The sequence below is a fragment of the Candidatus Kosakonia sp. 282A-S69 genome (assembly GCF_029433855.1).
GTDB classification, from domain to species: Bacteria; Pseudomonadota; Gammaproteobacteria; order Enterobacterales; family Enterobacteriaceae; genus Kosakonia; species Kosakonia cowanii_A.
Window position 1 is genome coordinate 2,882,474 of the sequence record NZ_JAROAU010000003.1, and the last position, 20,097, is coordinate 2,902,570.

The 20,097-nt window shown below is 56.4% G+C and carries 19 protein-coding genes; 4 read left to right on the forward strand and 15 right to left on the reverse strand.

Features of this window, described 5'->3' with window-relative positions:
- Positions 1-51: 51 nt before the first annotated feature.
- On the reverse strand, positions 52-1,647 hold the full coding sequence (locus PU683_RS19005) for a glycosyl hydrolase family 18 protein (RefSeq protein ID WP_277174106.1): 1,596 nt from the start codon (positions 1,645-1,647) through the stop codon (positions 52-54).
- A 228-nt stretch (positions 1,648-1,875) separates the two neighbouring features.
- Positions 1,876-2,004: a hypothetical protein gene (locus PU683_RS19010; RefSeq protein WP_277174107.1), complete on the reverse strand. Its 129-nt coding sequence runs from the start codon at positions 2,002-2,004 to the stop codon at positions 1,876-1,878.
- A gap of 253 nt (positions 2,005-2,257) precedes the next feature.
- On the opposite strand from PU683_RS19010, the gene PU683_RS19015 reads away from it, so the two are divergent.
- Entirely contained in the window at positions 2,258-2,797 is a 540-nt protein-coding gene (locus PU683_RS19015) for a chorismate mutase (RefSeq protein ID WP_277174108.1), read from the forward strand.
- A 65-nt stretch (positions 2,798-2,862) separates the two neighbouring features.
- On the opposite strand, the gene ssb1 is transcribed toward PU683_RS19015, so the two are convergent.
- A complete protein-coding gene (gene ssb1 / locus PU683_RS19020; protein ID WP_277174109.1) occupies positions 2,863-3,393 on the reverse strand; it encodes a single-stranded DNA-binding protein SSB1 in 531 nt (176 codons plus the stop codon).
- 256 nt (positions 3,394-3,649) lie between these two features.
- Here ssb1 and uvrA point away from each other — a divergent pair, with 256 nt between their 5' ends.
- Entirely contained in the window at positions 3,650-6,475 is a 2,826-nt protein-coding gene (uvrA, locus tag PU683_RS19025) for an excinuclease ABC subunit UvrA (protein ID WP_277174110.1), read from the forward strand.
- Here the strand turns inward: uvrA and PU683_RS19030 are convergent, their stop codons facing one another.
- The 8 genes from PU683_RS19030 to dnaB form a co-directional block, all read right to left on the reverse strand.
- Positions 6,476-6,829 (reverse strand): MmcQ/YjbR family DNA-binding protein, encoded by a 354-nt coding sequence (locus PU683_RS19030; RefSeq protein WP_277174111.1) that lies wholly within the window; start codon positions 6,827-6,829, stop codon positions 6,476-6,478.
- 3 nt (positions 6,830-6,832) lie between these two features.
- Positions 6,833-7,249 carry a secondary thiamine-phosphate synthase enzyme YjbQ gene (locus tag PU683_RS19035; RefSeq protein ID WP_277174112.1) on the reverse strand — a complete coding sequence of 139 codons (417 nt, stop codon included), beginning with the start codon at positions 7,247-7,249 and terminating at the stop codon, positions 6,833-6,835.
- Positions 7,250-7,347: 98 nt separating this feature from the next.
- Positions 7,348-8,058 (reverse strand): acid phosphatase AphA, encoded by a 711-nt coding sequence (aphA, locus tag PU683_RS19040; protein WP_277174113.1) that lies wholly within the window; start codon positions 8,056-8,058, stop codon positions 7,348-7,350.
- 171 nt (positions 8,059-8,229) lie between these two features.
- Entirely contained in the window at positions 8,230-9,423 is a 1,194-nt protein-coding gene (gene tyrB, locus PU683_RS19045) for an aromatic amino acid transaminase (RefSeq protein ID WP_277174114.1), read from the reverse strand.
- Between the two features lie 95 nt (positions 9,424-9,518).
- A complete protein-coding gene (locus PU683_RS19050; protein WP_277174115.1) occupies positions 9,519-10,523 on the reverse strand; it encodes an AAA family ATPase in 1,005 nt (334 codons plus the stop codon).
- Positions 10,520-11,077 (reverse strand): nicotinamide riboside transporter PnuC, encoded by a 558-nt coding sequence (gene pnuC / locus PU683_RS19055; protein ID WP_277174116.1) that lies wholly within the window; start codon positions 11,075-11,077, stop codon positions 10,520-10,522. The genes PU683_RS19050 and pnuC overlap by 4 nt, the downstream gene beginning before the upstream one ends.
- Before the next feature lie 11 nt (positions 11,078-11,088).
- Positions 11,089-12,168, reverse strand: a complete 1,080-nt coding sequence (gene alr / locus PU683_RS19060; RefSeq protein ID WP_277174117.1) for an alanine racemase — start codon at positions 12,166-12,168, stop codon at positions 11,089-11,091.
- Positions 12,169-12,249: 81 nt separating this feature from the next.
- Positions 12,250-13,656: a replicative DNA helicase gene (gene dnaB / locus PU683_RS19065; protein ID WP_277174118.1), complete on the reverse strand. Its 1,407-nt coding sequence runs from the start codon at positions 13,654-13,656 to the stop codon at positions 12,250-12,252.
- 61 nt (positions 13,657-13,717) lie between these two features.
- On the opposite strand from dnaB, the gene PU683_RS19070 reads away from it, so the two are divergent.
- Complete coding sequence (locus tag PU683_RS19070) at positions 13,718-14,701, forward strand: quinone oxidoreductase (RefSeq protein WP_277174119.1); 984 nt, start codon at positions 13,718-13,720, stop codon at positions 14,699-14,701.
- Between the two features lie 228 nt (positions 14,702-14,929).
- Here PU683_RS19070 and dusA read toward each other — a convergent pair whose 3' ends face one another.
- Both dusA and PU683_RS19080 read right to left on the reverse strand, forming a co-directional pair.
- On the reverse strand, positions 14,930-15,928 hold the full coding sequence (dusA, locus tag PU683_RS19075) for a tRNA dihydrouridine(20/20a) synthase DusA (RefSeq protein WP_277174120.1): 999 nt from the start codon (positions 15,926-15,928) through the stop codon (positions 14,930-14,932).
- Between the two features lie 82 nt (positions 15,929-16,010).
- Positions 16,011-17,276: a conjugal transfer protein TraF gene (locus PU683_RS19080; RefSeq protein WP_431190969.1), complete on the reverse strand. Its 1,266-nt coding sequence runs from the start codon at positions 17,274-17,276 to the stop codon at positions 16,011-16,013.
- A 331-nt stretch (positions 17,277-17,607) separates the two neighbouring features.
- On the opposite strand from PU683_RS19080, the gene zur reads away from it, so the two are divergent.
- Entirely contained in the window at positions 17,608-18,123 is a 516-nt protein-coding gene (gene zur / locus PU683_RS19085) for a zinc uptake transcriptional repressor Zur (protein ID WP_023478461.1), read from the forward strand.
- Between the two features lie 255 nt (positions 18,124-18,378).
- Here the strand turns inward: zur and PU683_RS19090 are convergent, their stop codons facing one another.
- Entirely contained in the window at positions 18,379-18,588 is a 210-nt protein-coding gene (locus tag PU683_RS19090; RefSeq protein WP_023478538.1) for a CsbD family protein, read from the reverse strand.
- A gap of 133 nt (positions 18,589-18,721) precedes the next feature.
- Positions 18,722-20,056 carry an MATE family efflux transporter DinF gene (gene dinF / locus PU683_RS19095; protein WP_277174337.1) on the reverse strand — a complete coding sequence of 445 codons (1,335 nt, stop codon included), beginning with the start codon at positions 20,054-20,056 and terminating at the stop codon, positions 18,722-18,724.
- Between the last annotated feature and the right edge of the window lie 41 nt (positions 20,057-20,097).

Below are 20,097 nucleotides of genomic sequence, written 5' to 3' on the forward strand. Positions count from 1 at the left end.
ATCTTGCGCCGGGTTGTGCCTCCGTCCATGGAAGCACGCTTCCAGGCAACTCTATTTCACGACCTTATCCCAGGCCATCTGCCAGGCGCTGCCGGTACCCGGCGCATAGGCGCTCGCCAGCCCGCCGCACCAAGCGGTATAGGGGTGAGGTTTACATTGATAAAGTTGATTATCGGTGGCGACAACAATATCTCCCGCTTTATAAGCATGGCCGGCGACATATTTCGGGTAGCTCTGCTGATCCGGGGTATCGTCGCTGTGATCGGTTGTCATGACATTTAATACCGCCGATAGAAGGGATCTATTCCCCGCCTTATCAACGGCATTCACGCTGTAGGCGTAGTGACTGTTCGCCGTCAGATCCTCATCGGTATAGGTATTACCGCTGGCATCAGCCACTTTCTGCTGATTGCGGAACACTTCATAGTGGTCCACGCCCGAGCCGCTATCGGTGGAGGCCTTCCAGGTCAGATGGACGCTGGTGGCGGTCGCCTGCGCGTTCAGCCCGGTGGGTACACTCGGCGCAGTGGTATCTTTTGCCGGCGTTTCAATCACGCTACCGTCGTGGATCAGCTGGGTATAGGCTTTGCGGAACTGCCCGGCGTAGGGCACATGATTAACGTTTTCGCCCTCATCCCAGTTGATTGACCAGGTCATTAACCCTCTGAGCGGCAGCCCCTCTTTTTCCATATCGGCAAAGACGCGATACACATCTTCCGGCGTTTTAACAAACCCGGTCGCGGCGGCTGCGCCATTACTCGGCAGGCCGATGACTAATTTGCTGGAGGGAATTTTTACCGCAGAGAGGCCATGTTTGTCGGTAATGATCTCTTTGCTGAAGTGATAGAGGAACTCATATTTTTTGCTGTCGTCATTCTGCGCGTAATTGACCCACCAGCCATCTGTAGCGGTGTCGTCGGGCTGGAAGCCAATACCAAACGCGCCCTGATTATAGAATTGCGGCGCGATAAAGTCGTAATAACCCTCGAGGTTATTAATATAGTTCTGATATTGCGGGTTCGCTTTGGTCAGATAGGGAATTTCTGGTGCCATACTGATAATAAAGTGTTTACCCTGCTGCTGATAATGCTCGCGTACTTTTTTCAGCGCCGCCGGAATAACGGTTTCATTATCGGCTTTTTTAATCGCACTCTGCTCGAGATCGATATCCAGACCGTCAAAACCATATAGATCAACCAGTCGGATAATTTCGTCGGCAAAATGCTGCGTATCACCGTTAGCTTCATGCAGTTCAATATGCGCATCCGCGCCGCCAAGGGAGAGCAATACTGCCTGCCCGCGCTCATTCAGCGCTGCCACCTCGGCACGAAAGCTTTGATCGGTGCCGTAGTAAGGGACAAACGTTGGCATGCTTTTGCCATCTGCCGACTTCATAAATGAGGCCATCACCACGTTGTACTCTTTGGGCGTATCCTTCAATGCCAGTTTCAGCGGGTAGCCCTGCTCATAATCACCGGAGAAACCCTGATCCCAGTTGTGCCAGTAGCCAACTAATAACTTTTTACCTTCGATGGAGGGCATGGTGTCGGCGTAATCCGTGTCGGCGAATGCGTGGCCGCTAAGACCGACCATCCCCGCCAGCGCCAGCGAGGCGAAAACCTTATTTAACGTAAATATACTTTTCATAATAATCCCTTAAATATGATTAATGCAGTTCGAAAGATAAATATCGGGGGCAACGTACAGACAATGAAAATCATATTAAAGGCTACCAGGATAATTTCATTATTTAAGTGACAGGAAGATTCTGCTCTTTATTTAGCTAATTTTATTATCCTAAAGAACAGTCTGAATAATAAGGCAGCGTAGTGCTGCCTGATAATTTATGCCCTGTTTCGTCCCGCTATTTATTTATCAGAATATTGCTCGCAGCAGCGCACGCAGAAACGTGCGCGCTTCCAGCGCCAGATCGCTCTCTGAAAGGCTGAGAAACAGGATCAGCAGCAGGGTGGTAATAATGATAAGAGTGGTGCGGGTTTTCATCGCGATTTGCCTCCTGCGTGTCGGGAAAGTGTGGCAGCTTAAGCGCGTTACAGCATGCGTTATTTCAGGTGCTTGCACCAGCAGGACATTGTTAACGGTGTAATAAAACGAAACGGTAATTTCATTTCGTGATTACAACTTTTTAATATAATCACGCCGCTACACGCTTTTTTGTCTGGCGCAGTGACGTATCAGGAGAGCGCGTCACAGACATATCAGAGACCAGCCCTTTTATCGACTTCGGAGAGTGATTATGGACTACAAGCTTTATTCTGCCGTGGTAATGCTCGCGACGCTTAGCTTTTCCGCAGCTGCGGTGACGGCCGATGCGTCTCTCGGCAAACTCGTCAACGAGCGCTTGTCATGGATGAAAGATGTCGCAGGCGCTAAAGCACAGCACCACCAGGCCATAGAAGATTTAGCCCAGGAGCAGAAAGTGCTGGAGCGTGCCGTCATCGACGCCGAGTCGCTGGGGCTGAACGGTGAGAGCGTGAAACCCTTTATCCAGGCGCAAATGGATGCCGCGAAGGCGATTCAGTACCGCTATCGCGCCGACTGGCTGGCGGCACCGGAAACAAACTGGCAGCCCAGAGCGCTGGATGAGGTGAGAAAACAGATAAGCGAGCTGAGCGATAGTATTCTGCGCAAAGTGGCTGAACGTCTGAAAGCTGACGGCAAGCTGACCGAAGCTGATAAAAAGGAGTTTATGCGCACAGTGCAGCAGCACAATTTAACCGAGCAGGATAAAGCGCGGATGTGGCGGGCGCTGGCGTCCATTTCACTGAAAGCCTGAAACAAAAGACCCCGCCGGGGCGGGGTCTTATCGTTCATGTCACAACGCCAGAAAAAAGCGTTAAATCAGAACGGGATGTCGTCGTCGAAATCCATCGGCGGTTCGTTGTTAGACGGTGCCGGAGCAGACTGCTGCTGCGGGCGAGACTGCGCGCCGCCGCTGAACTGGTTGTTGTTGCCCTGCGGCTGCTGAGGCTGACCCCAACCGCCCTGCTGCTGACCACCACCTGCCGGTGCACCGCCGCCCTGGCGACCGCCCAGCATCTGCATGGTGCCACCAACGTTCACCACCACTTCGGTAGTGTACTTTTCCTGGCCGGACTGATCGGTCCATTTGCGGGTGCGCAGCTGGCCTTCGATATAGACCTGAGAGCCTTTACGCAGATACTCACCGGCAACTTCCGCCAGCTTGCCGAACAGCACAACGCGGTGCCACTCGGTCTGCTCTTTCATCTCGCCGGTCTGCTTGTCACGCCACGATTCGGACGTAGCCAGCGTAATGTTGGCAACTGCGCCACCACTCGGCATATAGCGTACTTCCGGGTCCTGGCCCAGATTACCGACGAGAATAACCTTGTTTACGCCTCTGCTGGCCATGATCGTGTCTCCTGAAAACGTTTCGTAGTAGTGTAAACGCGCGAGTGTACCATTTCCACGTAGCATTTTGATAGCTGCGAAGCAGGTTCCAGACATCGTCCGCGAAGTGCGTATTTTACACACTTACGCGGAAGTTGCATTCCTATACTGTATATTCATTCAGGTTAATTTGTGTCATAATTAGCCGTTTGTGATCGCCGGTTGTCCTTCAAACACACCGGGCATTACGTGTTCCACCGGGTAAAAGGTGAATGGATTGGATAAGATAGAAGTTCGGGGCGCGCGCACCCATAATCTCAAAAACATCAACCTCGTCATCCCTCGCGACAAACTGATTGTTGTCACCGGGCTGTCGGGTTCGGGCAAATCCTCGCTGGCTTTCGATACGCTCTATGCAGAAGGGCAGCGTCGTTACGTCGAATCGCTCTCTGCGTATGCCCGCCAGTTCCTGTCGTTGATGGAAAAACCGGACGTTGACCACATTGAAGGTCTCTCGCCTGCCATCTCTATTGAGCAGAAGTCGACATCGCACAACCCGCGTTCTACCGTCGGCACAATAACCGAAATTCACGATTACCTGCGTCTGCTCTATGCGCGTGTTGGCGAGCCGCGTTGCCCGGACCACGGCGTGCCGCTGGCGGCGCAAACCGTCAGCCAGATGGTGGATAACGTGCTGTCGCAGCCGGAAGGCAAGCGCCTGATGCTGCTGGCACCGGTGATCAAAGAGCGTAAAGGCGAGCACACCAAAACCCTCGAAAACCTGGCAGGCCAGGGCTATATCCGCGCCCGTATCGACGGCGAAGTGTGCGATCTCTCCGATCCACCGAGCCTTGAGCTGCAAAAGAAACACACCATTGAAGTGGTGATTGACCGCTTCAAAGTGCGCGACGATCTTACGCAGCGCCTGGCGGAATCCTTTGAGACCGCGCTGGAACTCTCCGGCGGTACGGCAATTGTGGCCGATATGGATGAGCCAAACGCCGAAGAGCTGCTCTTCTCGGCGAACTTCGCCTGCCCGATTTGCGGCTACAGCATGCGCGAACTGGAGCCGCGTCTCTTCTCGTTCAACAACCCGGCGGGCGCTTGCCCGACCTGCGATGGCCTGGGCGTTCAGCAATATTTTGACCCTGACCGCGTGATCCAGAACCCGGAGTTGTCGCTGGCTGGCGGCGCGATCCGCGGTTGGGATCGCCGCAACTTCTACTATTTCCAGATGCTGAAGTCGCTCTCAGAGCACTACAAATTTGACGTCGAAGCGCCGTGGGAAAGCCTCAGCGCTAACGTGCAGAAGGTGATTCTGGCAGGGTCCGGCAAAGAGTCGATTGAGTTCAAGTACATGAACGATCGCGGCGACACCTCCGTGCGCCGCCATCCGTTCGAAGGCGTGCTGCACAATATGGAGCGCCGCTACAAAGAGACAGAATCGAGCGCGGTGCGCGAAGAGCTGGCGAAATTTATCAGCAATCGCCCTTGCGCCACCTGCGAAGGGACGCGTCTGCGTCGCGAAGCGCGCCATGTTTACGTTGAAGACACGCCGCTGCCGAGCATCTCTGACATGAGCATCGGTCATGCGATGGAGTTCTTCACCAATCTCAAACTTTCCGGTCAGCGTGCAAAAATCGCTGAAAAAGTGCTCAAAGAGATTGGCGATCGTCTGAAATTTCTCGTTAACGTCGGTCTGAACTACCTGACACTTTCCCGCTCGGCAGAAACGCTCTCCGGTGGTGAAGCGCAGCGTATTCGTCTGGCCAGCCAGATTGGCGCAGGCCTGGTCGGCGTCATGTACGTCCTCGATGAGCCTTCGATTGGTCTGCACCAGCGCGATAACGAACGTCTGCTCGGTACCCTTGTGCACCTGCGCAACCTCGGCAACACGGTGATTGTGGTTGAGCATGACGAAGACGCTATCCGCGCGGCGGATCACGTGATCGATATCGGCCCTGGCGCCGGTGTGCACGGCGGACAGGTGGTCGCGGAAGGCCCGCTGGAAGCGATCATGGCAGTGCCGGAATCCCTCACCGGGCAGTACATGAGCGGAAAACGCAAAATTGAAGTGCCGAAAGAGCGTGTGAAAGCCGATCCGCAGCGCGTGCTGAAGCTGAGCGGCGCGCGCGGGAACAACCTGAAGGATGTGACGCTGACGCTGCCGGTCGGCCTCTTTACCTGCATCACCGGCGTTTCCGGCTCCGGTAAGTCGACGCTGATTAACGATACGCTCTTCCCGCTCGCTCAGCGTCAGCTTAACGGCGCGACGATTGCCGAACCGGCTCCTTACCGCGACATTCAGGGGCTGGAGCACTTCGATAAAGTGATCGATATCGACCAGAGCCCGATTGGCCGTACCCCGCGCTCAAACCCGGCGACCTACACCGGCGTCTTTACGCCAGTGCGCGAACTCTTCGCCGGCGTGCCGGAGTCCCGTTCACGCGGCTATACGCCGGGGCGCTTCAGCTTTAACGTTCGTGGTGGGCGCTGCGAAGCGTGTCAGGGCGATGGCGTGATCAAAGTCGAAATGCACTTCCTGCCGGATATCTACGTGCCGTGCGACCAGTGCAAAGGCAAGCGCTATAACCGTGAAACGCTGGAGATTAAATACAAAGGCAAGACCATCCACGAAGTGCTGGATATGACCATTGAAGAGGCGCGTGAGTTCTTCGACGCGGTTCCGGCGCTGGCACGTAAGCTGCAAACGCTGATGGATGTCGGCCTGACCTATATTCGTCTCGGCCAGTCAGCCACCACCCTCTCCGGCGGTGAAGCTCAGCGCGTGAAGCTGGCGCGCGAGCTGTCAAAACGCGGCACCGGGCAGACGCTCTATATTCTTGATGAGCCGACTACCGGTCTGCACTTTGCGGATATTCAGCAGCTGCTTGAGGTGCTGCATCAGCTGCGCGATCAGGGCAATACCATCGTGGTGATTGAACACAACCTCGACGTGGTGAAAACCGCAGACTGGATTGTCGATTTAGGCCCGGAAGGGGGCAGCGGCGGCGGGGAGATCCTCGTCTCCGGCACGCCGGAAACCGTCGCCGAATGCGAAGCGTCGCACACGGCACGGTTCCTGAAACCGCTGCTCAGCTAGTCAGACGGAGAGCTGTTGCCGGACGCCCTCCGGCACCAGCTCCATCGCCTGCTGATACGAGGCGTCCACCAGGTAGTAGATCTGCGAATCCGGTAACGTACCGTCCAGATAGACCGTGCTCCAGTGCGCCTTATTCAAATGGCGGCTGGGGCGCACATCGCTGTGCTGATCGCGCAGCAGCTCTGCCAGCGCCGGGCTGGTTTTCAGCGAGACCGCAGGGCGATCCTCAATTTCCTTCACCATAGCAAACAGCACATCGGCGACCTTAATCTGCGTCGCTTTCCAGTCGCTGTGCACGCTCTGCTCCGCGCCAGGTTTGGCCATGCAATATTGCAGTAACTCCGAAATTGTCATCGTTTATTCCCCTTGTAGTGTCGCGATAATCCGCCGCGAACCGCCGTGGATGCGATGCTCTCCCAGCCAGATCCCCTGCCATCTCCCCAGCAGTACGCGCCCACTCTGCACGGGTAACATCAGCGACACGCCAAGCGTCGATGATTTGATATGCGCAGGCATATCATCCGGCCCTTCATAATCATGCTCATAGGGCGCATTGTCCGGCACAGCACGTAAAAAGTGGCGCTCCATATCCTGGCGCACCGTAGGATCGCAATTTTCATTCAGGGTGAGAGAAGCGGACGTGTGCTGAAGCAGCAGGTGCAACAAACCGGTTTTCACGCTCTTAAGCGCAGTAATCTGCCCGAGCACCTCATCGGTAACCAGGTGAAAGCCGCGCGGTTTCTGGCTAAGCGTAAGCGTCTGTTGATGCCACATAAACTGCTCCTTATCAAAAATGAACCTCTGTAAGTGTGCAGCATGTGGCCAAAAGGGGAAACCCGGGGCCCTTTTTTTATCGAAAAAAGGGCCGTGGATTAAAAGTCGGAGTCGACTATCACCTCTTCACCAAACGCACCGGCCTGCGGCAGCGGTTGGTAGGTCGAGTTGGCGGCGCGCAGGACGCGGATCGGGCGCGCTTCGCTTTCACGCGCGGCGGTAATGTCGCCATCAGAGTCGCCGTAATAGAGGCGGATCTTTTTATCCTTCAGCCACTGCACCTTGGTGTTCTGGCCCGGCTGATCGCCGGCAAAAATGACCGGGTTCATATTGGCAGCAGGGATATGGAAATCATCCTGCAGGGTTTTGCTCACCGTCTCGGTTTTAGTCTGGCTGCGCCCGGTGATAAAGAAAATGGTATCGCCGCGTTTAACGTGCATGGCGATCAGCTGACGCGCGACCTCTTTAGGAATACTGAACTCGTCCCAGCCGTTATTCATCTTTTCCCAAAATTCCGGGTTGTGCAGATAGGCATCGCTATCCGGTGACCATGTTTTCTTGCCGCGCCAGAAGCCAGGGCTGGAGAAGAGCACGGTATCGTCGATATCGAACCCCACTGCCATCGGCGGGCGTTCAATCAGCGAGTTTTCGATTTGCGCCACGGATACCCAGTGTACCGCCGCCTGCTCAGAGAGTTTTGCAACGTTAGTGCCCGTTGAAACCGGCGTCGGTGCAGAGGCGTACACCGCCGCGCTGCTAAAGGCCGCCCACAGGCAGAGCGCGCCGAGCGCGTGTCTGAACTTTTGCATAATTTTCCTTGCTTATCAGTGCGTTGTTTTTATAAATGACGTGAATAATCTCAAACCTGAGTGACCATAACCGCAACGCGGGGTGAAACAAACTCTTTTCCGGGAAATCCGCCAGCTTTGGTGGGTCACCCTCTGCCGCTTCGCAGAGGGTGAAAGAGAGTAAGTGAATACTTACATCACTGCCGCGAAGGCCTGCGCCACGCGGTGAACGTTGCGATTATTCAGCCCGGCGACGCAGATGCGGCCGCTGGAAACGAGGTAGATACCAAACTCTTCGCGCAGACGATCCACCTGCGCGGCGCTCAGACCGGTATAACTGAACATGCCGCGCTGCCTGAGCAGGTAGGTAAAATCCCCTCCCGGCATCGCCGCATTAAGCGCATCAACCAGCGTCTGGCGCATTGCCTGGATGCGGGTGCGCATCGATTCCACTTCTGCCAGCCATGATGCTTTCAGCCCGGCATCGTTCAGCACGGTCGCCACCAGCTGCGCGCCAAAATTCGGCGGGCTGGAGTAGTTGCGGCGTACGGTGGCCTTCAACTGTCCAAGCACGCGACCGGCAGCATCAGCATCCTCACACACCACAGAGAGGCCGCCGACGCGTTCGCCATACAGGGAGAAGATTTTTGAGAAGGAGTTGCTGACCAGTGCAGGCAGCCCGGCGTGAGCAATCGCGCGGATCGCATAGGCATCCTCCTCCATCCCCGCGCCGAAGCCCTGGTATGCGATATCAAGGAACGGGATCAGCGTGCGGGCTTTCAGCACCTCGACCACCTCGTCCCACTGCGTAGGCGTTAAGTCGGCGCCGGTCGGGTTATGGCAGCACGGGTGCAGCAGGACAATGCTCTGCTCAGGCAGCGTGTTCAATTTTTCGAGAAATGCCGCGAAACGCACGCCGTTGGTTTCGTTGTCATACCACGGGTAGGTGGCAACGTCGAAACCTGCGCCTTCGAAAATCGCGATATGGTTCTCCCAGGTCGGATCGCTGACCCAGACGCCGGAGTTGGGGAAGTAACGTTTCAGAAAATCTGCGCCGACTTTCAGCGCGCCGGAGCCGCCGAGGGTTTGAATCGTCGCGACACGCTGTTGCTCCAGCACCGTATGCCCGGCACCAAACAACAGTGGCGCGATAGCATGACGATAGCTGTTAAGCCCTTCCATCGGCAGATAGAGCGAGGCGCCATGCGGCTGCGCATTGAGGCGCGCTTCGGCTTCCGCCACCGCCTGCAGGCGCGGTATTGTGCTCTCTTCGTCGTAATAGAGCCCGATGCTGAGGTTAACTTTGTCGCTGCGGGGGTCCTCTTTGAACCGCTCCATCAATGAGAGGATCGGGTCGCCAGCATAGGCGTCAACTTTCTGAAACACGCGTGTAGTCTCCAGGTTTACAGTGGGCGGAACACCACAATAAACCGGAAGCCGGGGAAGGTCGAGTGGGCAGTAAAACGAAGAGAAAATAAGGGCTAGCCGCCCAGCGCAGCCCGCACTTGTGCGACCCGCTTAGCCACCGACCCGCTGACGCGCATAAACGGCACGCCGCGCTCCGTCAACTGTTCGAGATACCAGGCCTGCTGGCGCTGGCGGAAGGTTTCATCCTGGCGGGTGCCATCCTGCACAAAGGGGAAGTCATCCTCACACAATACCACCAGGTGATAGTGCCGCTCCGCCAGTGCGTAGAGCGCCGCAGGCGCCTTGCCAAACATCGCCAGCGTATAAAAGAGCGTGGTCAGCGGTGAGGTATCGCACACCAGCCAGCGCACCGCGGGCGTGCTCTCTTCCCGTTGCAGCTGAGCTTGCGCAATCGCCAGCATATCGTCATACACCAACTCGCCGCCCTGCTCCTCCCAGCGCTCGCGGCCATACTCTGCCACATATGCCGTTCCCAGCGCTTCTGCCAGCGCGACGCTGAGGGTGCTTTTGCCGGTCGATTCGCCGCCGAGCAGGCAGATGCGCTGAATAAAGTCGTGATAGACGGGTGCGGCCAGCATCTGTCGCCAGCGATGGACATCGCTGCGGATCAGCGTCCCGGATGGCGCATCCTCACCCTGCCCGCGGGTCAGCCGCACATGAGTCACCGGGCGGGCAAAGCGTTCGCTCAGCACGCGGGCGAAGCCGTCGCCATACGCTTCCGCCGTAAAGACCGCGTCAGGCTGACAGCGCGGCATCTGCAAACAGATATCAGCAACATAGTGGCGATGCAGAGCGTCATCGGCGTCGTTATGCGGTAACGGGTCTAAACCCAGCGCCGCAGCGCGCTCCGGTGTCAGGACCAGGATCTCGCACTGCGGAAAGCGCGCCCGCAGCCAGCGTTCGCGCTTTTCCGGCTCGCAGCCCGGCAGCTCAGGCACGGAGTAGCTGATTAACCACAGGCGCTCGCACTGCGCCAGCGCGGTGTTGATTAACTGCTCATGGCCACAGTGCAGCGGCGCGAATTTGCCGACAATCAGCCCCGTGGCGAAGCGTTTCATGGCTTTACCAGCGCCTTGCGCCACTGGTAAAGCCCGTGCCAGGCATTACACCAGAAGATCAGATAGAGACCTGCGGTCAGCCACAGCTCGCGTGCGGCATAGAGCGGCACAGCGATAGTGTTGACCAACAGCCAGAAGTACCAGCTCTCCAGCCGCCGCCCCATCAGCATAAACTGCGCGAGAATGCTGAAGACCATAATCGTCGAGTCCAGCCACGGCGACCAGGCGTTGGTAAAGCGATGGAGCAGCCAGGCATAGCCGCCCGCGACAATCAGCGCCCCCACCAACAACAGAGCAATATGTTGCAGCGGCGTTTTGCGCACCGCCAGTTGATGGCCATGATTGCCCTTTAACCAGTTGATCCAGCCGGCAAGGCTGCTGACGATAAAAAAGAGTTGCAGGGTAACATCCGCGTAAAGCTGAACAGAGTAGAAGACCCAGCCGTAGAGCACGCAGCCAATAATGCCCGTCCACCACGTATGCACATTGTTGCGCGCGGCAAGCCACACGGAGAGGGCGTAAGCCAGACAGGCGGCGATTTCCATCGGCGACACGGGCGTTCCTTTTAGTCGATGTAGATAAGGGCGGCCCTGGAGGTCAGGCGCGTAATAAGTTCGTAAGCACTCACATTGGTTGCCTGCGCGATGCGCTCAACGGGTAAACCTTCGCCCCACAGCACCACCTGATCGCCGGGTTTATCCTGCGCCTCTGGCCCCAGATCGACGCAAATCATATCCATCGCTACGCGCCCGACAATCGGCACTTCGCGCCCGTTGACCAGCACCGGTGTGCCGGAGGGTGCCGCGCGCGGGTAGCCGTCGCCGTAGCCCATCGCCACCACCCCTAAGCGGGTGTCACGCGTGCTCTGCCATGTGCCACCATAGCCGACCGGCTCGCCCGCTGCGTGCTGGCGCACGGCAATCAGCTGCGAGGTCAGCGTCATTACCGGCTGGAAGCCAAAATCGCTGCCCCACGGCTTATGGTCGAGCGGCGAAACGCCGTAGAGAATGATGCCGGGGCGCACCCAGTCGAAATGGGATTGCGGCCACAGCAGCGTGCCGCCCGAGGCGGCAATCGAGCGCATGCCCGGCTTGCCTTCGGTAAAGGTGGTAAAAAGGTCGAGCTGGCGCTCGGTCGCGCCACAGTCAGGTTCATCAGCGCGGGCAAAGTGGCTGACAATGTTCACCGGCTGGCGCACGTTTTTGCACTGGCTCAGGCGGGCGTAGAAAGATTCCGCTTCGTGAGGGTGCACGCCCAGGCGATGCATGCCGGTGTCGAGTTTCATCCAGACATCTACCGGCGCGCTCAGGGTCGCGGCTTCAAGGGCTTCAAGCTGTTCGACACTGTGGATCACCGTATGCAGCTGATGTTCAGCTACCTGTAGCAAATCGCTGGCGGCAAAGAAGCCTTCGAGTAACAGAATCGGTTGAGTAATGCCCCCTGCGCGCAGTTGCAAGGCCTCTTCAAGACGGGAGACGCCGAAAGCATCGGCATCGGGGAGCGTTCGCGCGGTCTCGAGAAGACCGTGTCCATAAGCGTTCGCTTTCACGACCGCAACCAGTCGGCTGGCGGGAGCCAGTTCGCGCAGGCGTTGCAGATTGTGTCGCAGAGCGCGGCGGTTAACTACTACGGTTGCCGCTTGCATGTTTTTCCTCAAAAACAATTTTGTCGATCGTTCGTGTGCAGGTGCGTTGAACGCACCTGCGGCGCGAAGAGTAACGAAACGTTATTCGTCGTCGTATTGTGGCCCGGCATAGTTATCGAAGCGTGACCACTGCCCATTGAATGTCAGACGTACCGTGCCGATAGGGCCGTTACGCTGCTTACCAATAATGATTTCAGCGATGCCTTTTAAGTCGCTGTTTTCGTGATAAACCTCATCACGATAGATAAACATGATTAAGTCGGCATCCTGTTCGATAGAGCCCGATTCACGCAGGTCGGAGTTGACCGGGCGCTTATCGGCACGCTGCTCCAGCGAGCGGTTAAGCTGCGACAGCGCCACCACCGGCACCTGCAACTCTTTCGCCAGCGCTTTCAGCGAGCGGGAGATCTCAGCAATTTCCAGCGTACGGTTATCCGATAGCGACGGCACGCGCATCAGCTGGAGGTAGTCGATCATAATCAGGCCGATGCCGCCATGCTCGCGGGCGATACGCCGCGCACGAGAGCGCACTTCCGTTGGCGTCAGGCCGGAGGAGTCATCGATATAGATATTACGTTTTTCCAGCAGAATGCCCATCGTGCCGGAGATACGCGCCCAGTCCTCATCATCGAGCTGACCGGTACGGATGCGGGTCTGATCGACGCGCGACAGCGACGCGAGAGAACGCATCATAATCTGTTCGGAGGGCATCTCCAGGCTGAAGATAAGTACCGGCTTATCCTGTAACATCGCCGCGTTTTCGACGAGGTTCATCGCAAATGTCGTTTTACCCATCGAGGGACGCGCCGCGACGATAATCAGATCCGAGGGCTGCAAGCCGGCGGTCTTTTTGTTCAGATCGTCATAGCCGGTGTTCACGCCGGTCACCCCGTCATGAGGCTGCTGGAATAGCAGTTCAATACGCGCTACCGTCGCCTCAAGCACATCGGCGATGTTCTTCGGCCCTTCATCTTTATTGGCGCGGCTTTCGGCGATTTTAAACACCCGCGACTCGGCCAGATCGAGCAGATCTTCACTGCTCCGGCCCTGGGGATCAAAACCGGCGTTGGCGATCTCATTCGCCACCGCGATCATCTCGCGTACTACCGCACGTTCACGCACGATATCGGCGTAAGCACTAATGTTTGCCGCACTTGGCGTATTTTTTGACAGCTCAGCGAGATAAGCGAAGCCGCCGACAATCTCGAGTTGCCCCTGTTGCTCCAGCGATTCGGCAAGGGTAATCAGGTCGATGGGTTTGCCCATCTCCTGCAGGCGGTGCATTTCCGTAAAAATATGGCGATGCTGGCGAGTGTAAAAATCCTCGGAGACCACGCGCTCGGCGACGTCGTCCCAGCGCTCATTATCCAGCATTAAACCGCCCAACACCGACTGCTCCGCTTCGATCGAATGCGGAGGCACTTTCATCCCCTCAAGCTTGTGGTCGCGGGGCTCAGTCTGTTTGTTGAAGGGTTTATTTCCTGCCATAGTGAAAGGAGTTATCCGGGTAATGAATGGGTTGAGAGATTATCACAGATCAGGAGGAAGCATGGCGACAAGAATTGAGTTTCAACAGCACGGCGGCCCTGAAGTCTTAAAAGCGGTGGAATTTACGCCCGTCGATCCGGCAGAAAATGAGGTGCAAGTCGACAATAAAGCCATTGGCGTTAACTATATCGACACCTACATCCGCAGCGGTCTCTATCCGCCGCCGGGCTTGCCAAGCGGGCTGGGAACCGAAGCCGCTGGGGTAGTCAGCAAAGTGGGCACAGGCGTCACGGATGTGCAGGTTGGCGACCGCGTGGTCTACGCCCAGTCGGGGCTGGGTGCGTACAGTTCCGTGCATAACGTGCCTGCCGATAAAGTCGCCGTCCTGCCCAACGCCATCTCCTTTGAACAAGCCGCCGCCTCCTTCCTCAAAGGGCTGACCGTCTTCTATCTGCTGCGCAAAACCTATGAAGTGAAACCCAATGAGATGTTCCTGTTTCACGCGGCGGCGGGTGGCGTTGGCCTGATTGCCTGCCAGTGGGCAAAAGCCCTCGGCGCGAAGCTGATTGGCACGGTTGGCTCGGCGCAAAAAGCGCAGCGCGCCCAGCAGGCAGGTGCCTGGCAGGTGATTAACTACAGCGAAGAGAGCGTGGTTGAGCGGGTGAAAGAGCTGACCGGCGGTAAAAAAGTGAGCGTGGTGTATGACTCCGTTGGTAAAGACACCTGGGAAACTTCCCTCGACTGCCTGCGCCGCCGCGGCTTGATGGTCAGTTTTGGTAACTCCTCCGGGCCAGTTACCGGCGTCAATCTGGGCATCCTCAATCAGAAGGGATCGCTCTATGCCACCCGCCCTTCGCTGAACGGCTACATCACCACGCGCGAAGAGTTGCAGGAGGCGAGCAATGAGCTCTTCTCACTGATTGCCAGCGGCGTGATTAAAGTAGAAGTTGCTGAGAGCCAGAAGTTTACGCTTGCCGATGCGCAGCGCGCCCATGAAGCGCTGGAGAGCCGGGCAACCCAGGGATCGAGCCTGCTGATTCCGTAAGAGAGTATGCAGAAAGAATTAGGGCTTCCCGCAGGAAGCCCTTTCTTTTTTAGTTCGGCTGTATTGTAGGGCACAGCGCGATGAATTCGTTACGCCGGGATAGTGACAGATTTACGCGCTAAATCCTATTTGCTTCACCGGAATGGCGGCGGGAATGTTTCAAGGATGTGACGAAGCGCTCACTCCTTCGCTAACCGATCCCAGGATTGCGCAAGAAATCTGCACACCTTAACGTTTCGATGCCACCAGATTGAGGGCGTGCTCCACCACATTGATATCCGCGCCCGCTTTATGGGCGTTTTCACTCAGGTAACGCCGCCACTGGCGCGCGCCCGGCACGCCCTGGAAGAGACCCAGCATGTGACGTGTGATGTGGCCGAGATACGCCCCCTGGCTCAGTTCACGCTCAATATAGGGGTACATCGCGCGCACCACCGCTACCGGGTCGGCATCTGGCGTATTGACGCCGAAAATCTCTCTGTCCACCGACGCGAGGATGCCCGGGTTCTGGTAGGCTTCGCGCCCGACCATTACGCCATCCATATGTTCGAGATGCGCTTTTGCCTCATCCAGTGATTTGATGCCGCCGTTGATCGCCATGATCAGGTGCGGGAAATCACGTTTCAGCTGATAGACGCGTGGGTAATCAAGCGGCGGAATTTCGCGGTTCTCTTTCGGGCTGAGGCCCGAAAGCCAGGCTTTGCGGGCGTGGATAGTGAAGCTTTCACACTCGCCTTTACCGGCTACGGTGCCAATAAAGTCGCAGAGAAATTCATAGCTGTCCTGCTCATCAATGCCGATACGGGTTTTGACCGTGACCGGAATGGAGACAACATCGCGCATCGCTTTAATGCAGTCTGCGACCAGCTGCGCTTCGCCCATCAGGCAGGCGCCGAAACGGCCATTCTGTACGCGGTCAGAGGGGCAACCGACGTTAAGGTTGATTTCGTCATAGCCGCGCGCTTCGGCAAGCTTCGCACAGTGAGCCAGCTGCGCCGGATCGCTGCCACCAAGCTGCAACGCCACCGGATGCTCCTCTTCGCTGTACGCCAGATAATCACCTTTGCCATGAATAATCGCGCCGGTCGTTACCATCTCGGTATAGAGCAGCGTGTGGCGCGACAGCAGGCGCAGGAAGTAACGGCAGTGCCTGTCCGTCCAGTCGAGCATCGGGGCAATGGAGAAACGATGAGCGGGAAAGAGTGTGGACGGTTTTTCTGGCAGCATGGCGATTATTTGAACATCAAAAGAAAAAGGGGCGCTACTATAGCACAGGCAAAACCGGAGGCGCAGCGCCTCCGGTTAATCCTTAGAATGTCAGGCTAAGCTGCGCGCCGGCACCCCAGGTTTCATCTTCACCCACCAGCCCCATCAGATCGAGGTGAACGCGGTTGAACGGCGAGAAGCCAACACCGGCGGTAAAGACATCTTTGTCATCGCCTTTCACATCAGCGCGGTAACCAGCGCGTACTGCCAGCCAGTTAAGTGGACGCACTTCCGCCCCGACGCCAACATATTGCGAGTTTTTCTCGCTCTTAAAGCCTTTAGTCTCGGTTAAATCACCATCGGCGCTCAGGGTGACCAGATCGTTATGCCAGGCGGCACCGGCGGTGACGATCGGGCTAATCTGGTAGGTATCTTTGTAGTTGCGCACTTCGCCCGTTCTGCCGTTGCGGATAATGGCATCCTGGGTGTCGATATTACGCGAGATCAGGTTCTGGCCGGTCAAGCCGAGCGTCACGTTTTCATTCAGGTCAGCGGCGAGACCAACGTCAACGTTAAAGCCGGTGTCATCGCGGCGATAGCGGCTGCTATTCCAGTCACTGCTGTCGTAGTCATAAATCGACGCCGTGTAGTTGTAGACCCACACTTTTTGCAGCTTCGGCGTTACGCCAACGGAGAGCGGAATGCCGCCCGCGTCAAACTGGTGTGCCAGCGCCACGCCAAAGTCGGTAACAATCGCGCCGCGCCCGGAAGCGGTGGAGTTCAGGTTACGGGTAATCTCATCGCTGCCGTTTGGCGACAGCGCCGCGCCCAGTGCTTCACGCACCGCAACGGCATCGCTGTTCTGAATGCTGCGCAGGTAATCAATGTCCTGCTGATCGATATTGGAGCTTACGCGCGCGTGGGCGTAGGCTTTGGTAACGAAAGCCGCAGAGAGCACATCGTTAGGGATGCTGACCGCAATACCGGCTGCCGCTTTTGCTTGCGCGGTTTTACCACGCAGTTTAACCAGTTCGTCACCCAAATCTTTGGCCGCGTTCTGGAACTGATCGATGGTGCCAAACGGGTCGGTAATAATGTCGATCGCCGTCAGATTATCGACAACATCTTTATATTGATCGACTTTGTCATTGATATAGTCTATTTCGTCGCGCAGATTATCCTTATCTGAAATTTGTGCTTGTACGCTTGGCAGGATCACGGTGACATCATCTTCCGGCTGGCCTTTCGCCAGCAACGCCGGGTTGATTAATGCTCCACTGCCATAATTTGCTGATGCGACGCCCGTACCACCCATTGCATCGTTACGCGCCTCTGCCCATGTATTGGCTGCTCCCGCCTGATTTGCCATAAAAAAGGAGACAGCAATGGCGACCACCGAAAGTTTCGCATTTATTTTCACAGTATGTTCTCGTAGCCAGATGAGTATTTAAGCCTGTTAGTTTGCGCACAAACAGGAAGTTATATTGCTGTGAATAACAGTAGAAAAAGGCACTATCTCTTCCGAACGCTCAATGGCGGCCGGTTCATATTTATAGTGATGGCACTCACTATTTATAGAAGAGGAAAATCATTTCGGGAAGGAAAGTTCCGAAAGTGTCTTTAAAGTTGGCGGTCTCGGCGTTTCAGGCAGGACATGGTAAAGTGTCAACCTTCACCTTTTCACCAACCCGAGAACGCCTATGGATAAGACCACTTCGCAAGAGATGTTAGTGCAGGCTGAAAAGCTGTGCGCGCAGCGCAACGTGCGCCTGACTCCACAGCGTCTGGAAGTTTTACGTTTGCTGAGCCTGCAAAAGAGCGCCATCAGCGCTTATGACCTGCTCGACCTGCTGCGGGAGAGCGAACCCCAGGCGAAGCCGCCTACGGTTTATCGTGCGCTCGATTTTCTGCTGGAGCAGGGTTTTGTGCATAAGGTGGAGTCCACGAACAGCTACGTGCTGTGTCATCTCTTTGATCAGCCGACGCACACCTCAGCCATGTTTATTTGCGACCGCTGTGGCGCGGTTAAAGAGGAGCAGGCGGAAGGAGTGGAAGATATCATGCATGCGCTGGCGGCGAAGATGGGCTTTGCCCTGCGCCATAACGTGATTGAAGCCCATGGCTTATGCGCGGCCTGCGTGGAAGTTGAAGCCTGCCGTCATCACGACCATTGCCAGCACGATCACAGCCTGCAGGTGAAGAAAAAACCACGTTAAGGATTTCTGCTTTTGTTTCTGTTTCTGTTTCTGTTTCTGTTTCTGAAGGTAATCCCAAAAGATTTCACGTTTTAGCAAGGCGGCAAGTGCGGGAATCATGGGGAGCATACACAAGTATGTGACCCATGTGAGCAAGCGCAGCCAATGTAGATAAGACATGAAATGAAACAGGAAGGGATTATTAGGGAGGTACATCCTTGTACCTACGGGCAGGGTAGCCTGTGAGGGTTAATACACTTGAGGGGGAAGTGTAGGCTACCAGCGGTATTCGTTACGCGTTTCCCAATCCGTAACTTCCTTCTCCGCTTCGTCTTTCGCGTAACCGTAACGCTCCTGGATTTTACCTACCAGCTGGTCACGTTTACCTTCGATAACGGTCATATCGTCATCGGTCAATTTGCCCCATTTCTCTTTAACAGTACCTTTAAACTGTTTCCAGTTACCGCCGACTTCGTCTTTGTTCATAAATGACTCCTTATCGTTCGGTTAAAATGACGTTCTTGTGTACTGAACGTATTAATCATTGTAGATAAGGATTCGGCGTTCGGTTTGTTATTCGGAATCTTTAACCATACACGCCAGACGAAGCCGCAGATACTCATGCACTGTCGGCATTGGCGAACCAGCTGCCGTTGCGCCAGTGATGACGCCAGATCAGCGCCAGCGTGACGCCGCGCAGCGCAAGGAAAACCGCCAGCGAGAGCCATAAACCATGGTTACCCAACCACGGCACCGTTATCAGGGTCAGTCCAAATCCGGCAGCGGCAATCGCCATACTGTTACGCATTTCAGCCGCGCGCGTCGCACCCACAAACATGCCGTCGAGCAAATAGCACCATACCCCCACCAGCGGCAGCACCACCTGCCAGATAAGATAGTGCCCGGCAACAGCCTGCAACTCAGGAATGGAGGTCAATAGCGCGATAATCGTGCTGCCCGCCAGCGCGTAGACAAGGGCAAACGCGAGGGCTACAAGCCCGGCCTGTCGACACGCCGCGCGCCAGACATGGAGTAACTGACTGCCGTCGCGCGCGCCGTAAGCCTGACCGGAGTGCGCTTCAACGGCATAGGCAAAGCCGTCCAGCGCATAGGCGGTAAAGGTGAGGAACATCATCAGCACTGCGTTGGCGGCAACCGTTTCGCTGCCCAGACGCGCACCCAGCACGGTGATAGAGCCGAAACAGAGTTGCAGCAGCAGCGAGCGCAGCATGATATCGCGGTTGAGCGCCAGCAAGCGACGAACGCCGCCGCGCCAGGCAGATTTCAGCATTGAGAGCGGGATAGCCTGCCGGCGTAAAACTTGCCACACCATCAGCAGGCCGATAAAGAAAGTGACGTATTCCGCGATTACTGTGGCGAGCGCGGCACCCTGCACATTCATCTGCAGGACCATCACCAGCCAGAGATCGAGGACGATATTGAAGAGGTTGCCGACCACCAGCAGTATCACCGGCGCGCGGGCATACTGCACCCCGAGCAGCCAGCCAAGCAGCACCATATTACCCAGCGAGGCTGGCGCGCTAAGCCAGCGGATCGCCAGAAAGCGTCGCGCCTGCTCCAGCACCGCCTCGCTACCCCCGGTAATATGCAGCGCCAGATCGATAAGCGGCGTGCGTAACAGCGCGATAACAACACCTGCGCCGAGCGCCAGCAGCAGCGGTTGTACCAGAGCACGTGACAGTGCGGAGGGATTTTTTGCACCGAATGCCTGGGCGGTAAGCCCGGTGGTGCTCATACGCAGAAACAGCAGCAGCATAAAGAGGAAGCTGGTTGCCGTTGCGCCAATCGCCACACCGCCGAGGTAGATGGGGCTATCCAGATGACCTATCACCGCCGTATCAACTAAGCCCAGTAGCGGCACGGTGATATTCGATAAAATCATCGGCAGCGCAAGCCGCCACAAAGCTTTGTCGGATGCGGTTAACAGCGGCATAGCGTAAGCGTCATTAAAGAGGAGAAGCATGGTGCTGCGGC

Excerpts from the sequence above, each read along its gene's own strand:
- PU683_RS19090 (WP_023478538.1), bottom strand. The coding sequence starts at position 18,588 with ATGAACAAAGACGAAGTCGGCGGTAACTGGAAACAGTTTAAAGGTACT.
- PU683_RS19010 (WP_277174107.1), bottom strand. The coding sequence starts at position 2,004 with ATGAAAACCCGCACCACTCTTATCATTATTACCACCCTGCTGCTGATC.
- PU683_RS19030 (WP_277174111.1), bottom strand. The coding sequence starts at position 6,829 with ATGACAATTTCGGAGTTACTGCAATATTGCATGGCCAAACCTGGCGCG.
- PU683_RS19050 (WP_277174115.1), bottom strand. The coding sequence starts at position 10,523 with ATGAAACGCTTCGCCACGGGGCTGATTGTCGGCAAATTCGCGCCGCTG.
- dinF (WP_277174337.1), bottom strand. The coding sequence starts at position 20,056 with ATGCCGCTGTTAACCGCATCCGACAAAGCTTTGTGGCGGCTTGCGCTG.
- dnaB (WP_277174118.1), bottom strand. The coding sequence starts at position 13,656 with ATGGCAGGAAATAAACCCTTCAACAAACAGACTGAGCCCCGCGACCAC.
- alr (WP_277174117.1), bottom strand. The coding sequence starts at position 12,168 with ATGCAAGCGGCAACCGTAGTAGTTAACCGCCGCGCTCTGCGACACAAT.
- PU683_RS19005 (WP_277174106.1), bottom strand. The coding sequence starts at position 1,647 with ATGAAAAGTATATTTACGTTAAATAAGGTTTTCGCCTCGCTGGCGCTG.
- PU683_RS19035 (WP_277174112.1), bottom strand. The coding sequence starts at position 7,249 with ATGTGGCATCAACAGACGCTTACGCTTAGCCAGAAACCGCGCGGCTTT.
- aphA (WP_277174113.1), bottom strand. The coding sequence starts at position 8,058 with ATGCAAAAGTTCAGACACGCGCTCGGCGCGCTCTGCCTGTGGGCGGCC.
- PU683_RS19015 (WP_277174108.1), top strand. The coding sequence starts at position 2,258 with ATGGACTACAAGCTTTATTCTGCCGTGGTAATGCTCGCGACGCTTAGC.
- dusA (WP_277174120.1), bottom strand. The coding sequence starts at position 15,928 with ATGCTGCCAGAAAAACCGTCCACACTCTTTCCCGCTCATCGTTTCTCC.
- zur (WP_023478461.1), top strand. The coding sequence starts at position 17,608 with ATGGATAAGACCACTTCGCAAGAGATGTTAGTGCAGGCTGAAAAGCTG.
- PU683_RS19080 (WP_431190969.1), bottom strand. The coding sequence starts at position 17,276 with ATGGCAAATCAGGCGGGAGCAGCCAATACATGGGCAGAGGCGCGTAAC.
- PU683_RS19070 (WP_277174119.1), top strand. The coding sequence starts at position 13,718 with ATGGCGACAAGAATTGAGTTTCAACAGCACGGCGGCCCTGAAGTCTTA.
- ssb1 (WP_277174109.1), bottom strand. The coding sequence starts at position 3,393 with ATGGCCAGCAGAGGCGTAAACAAGGTTATTCTCGTCGGTAATCTGGGC.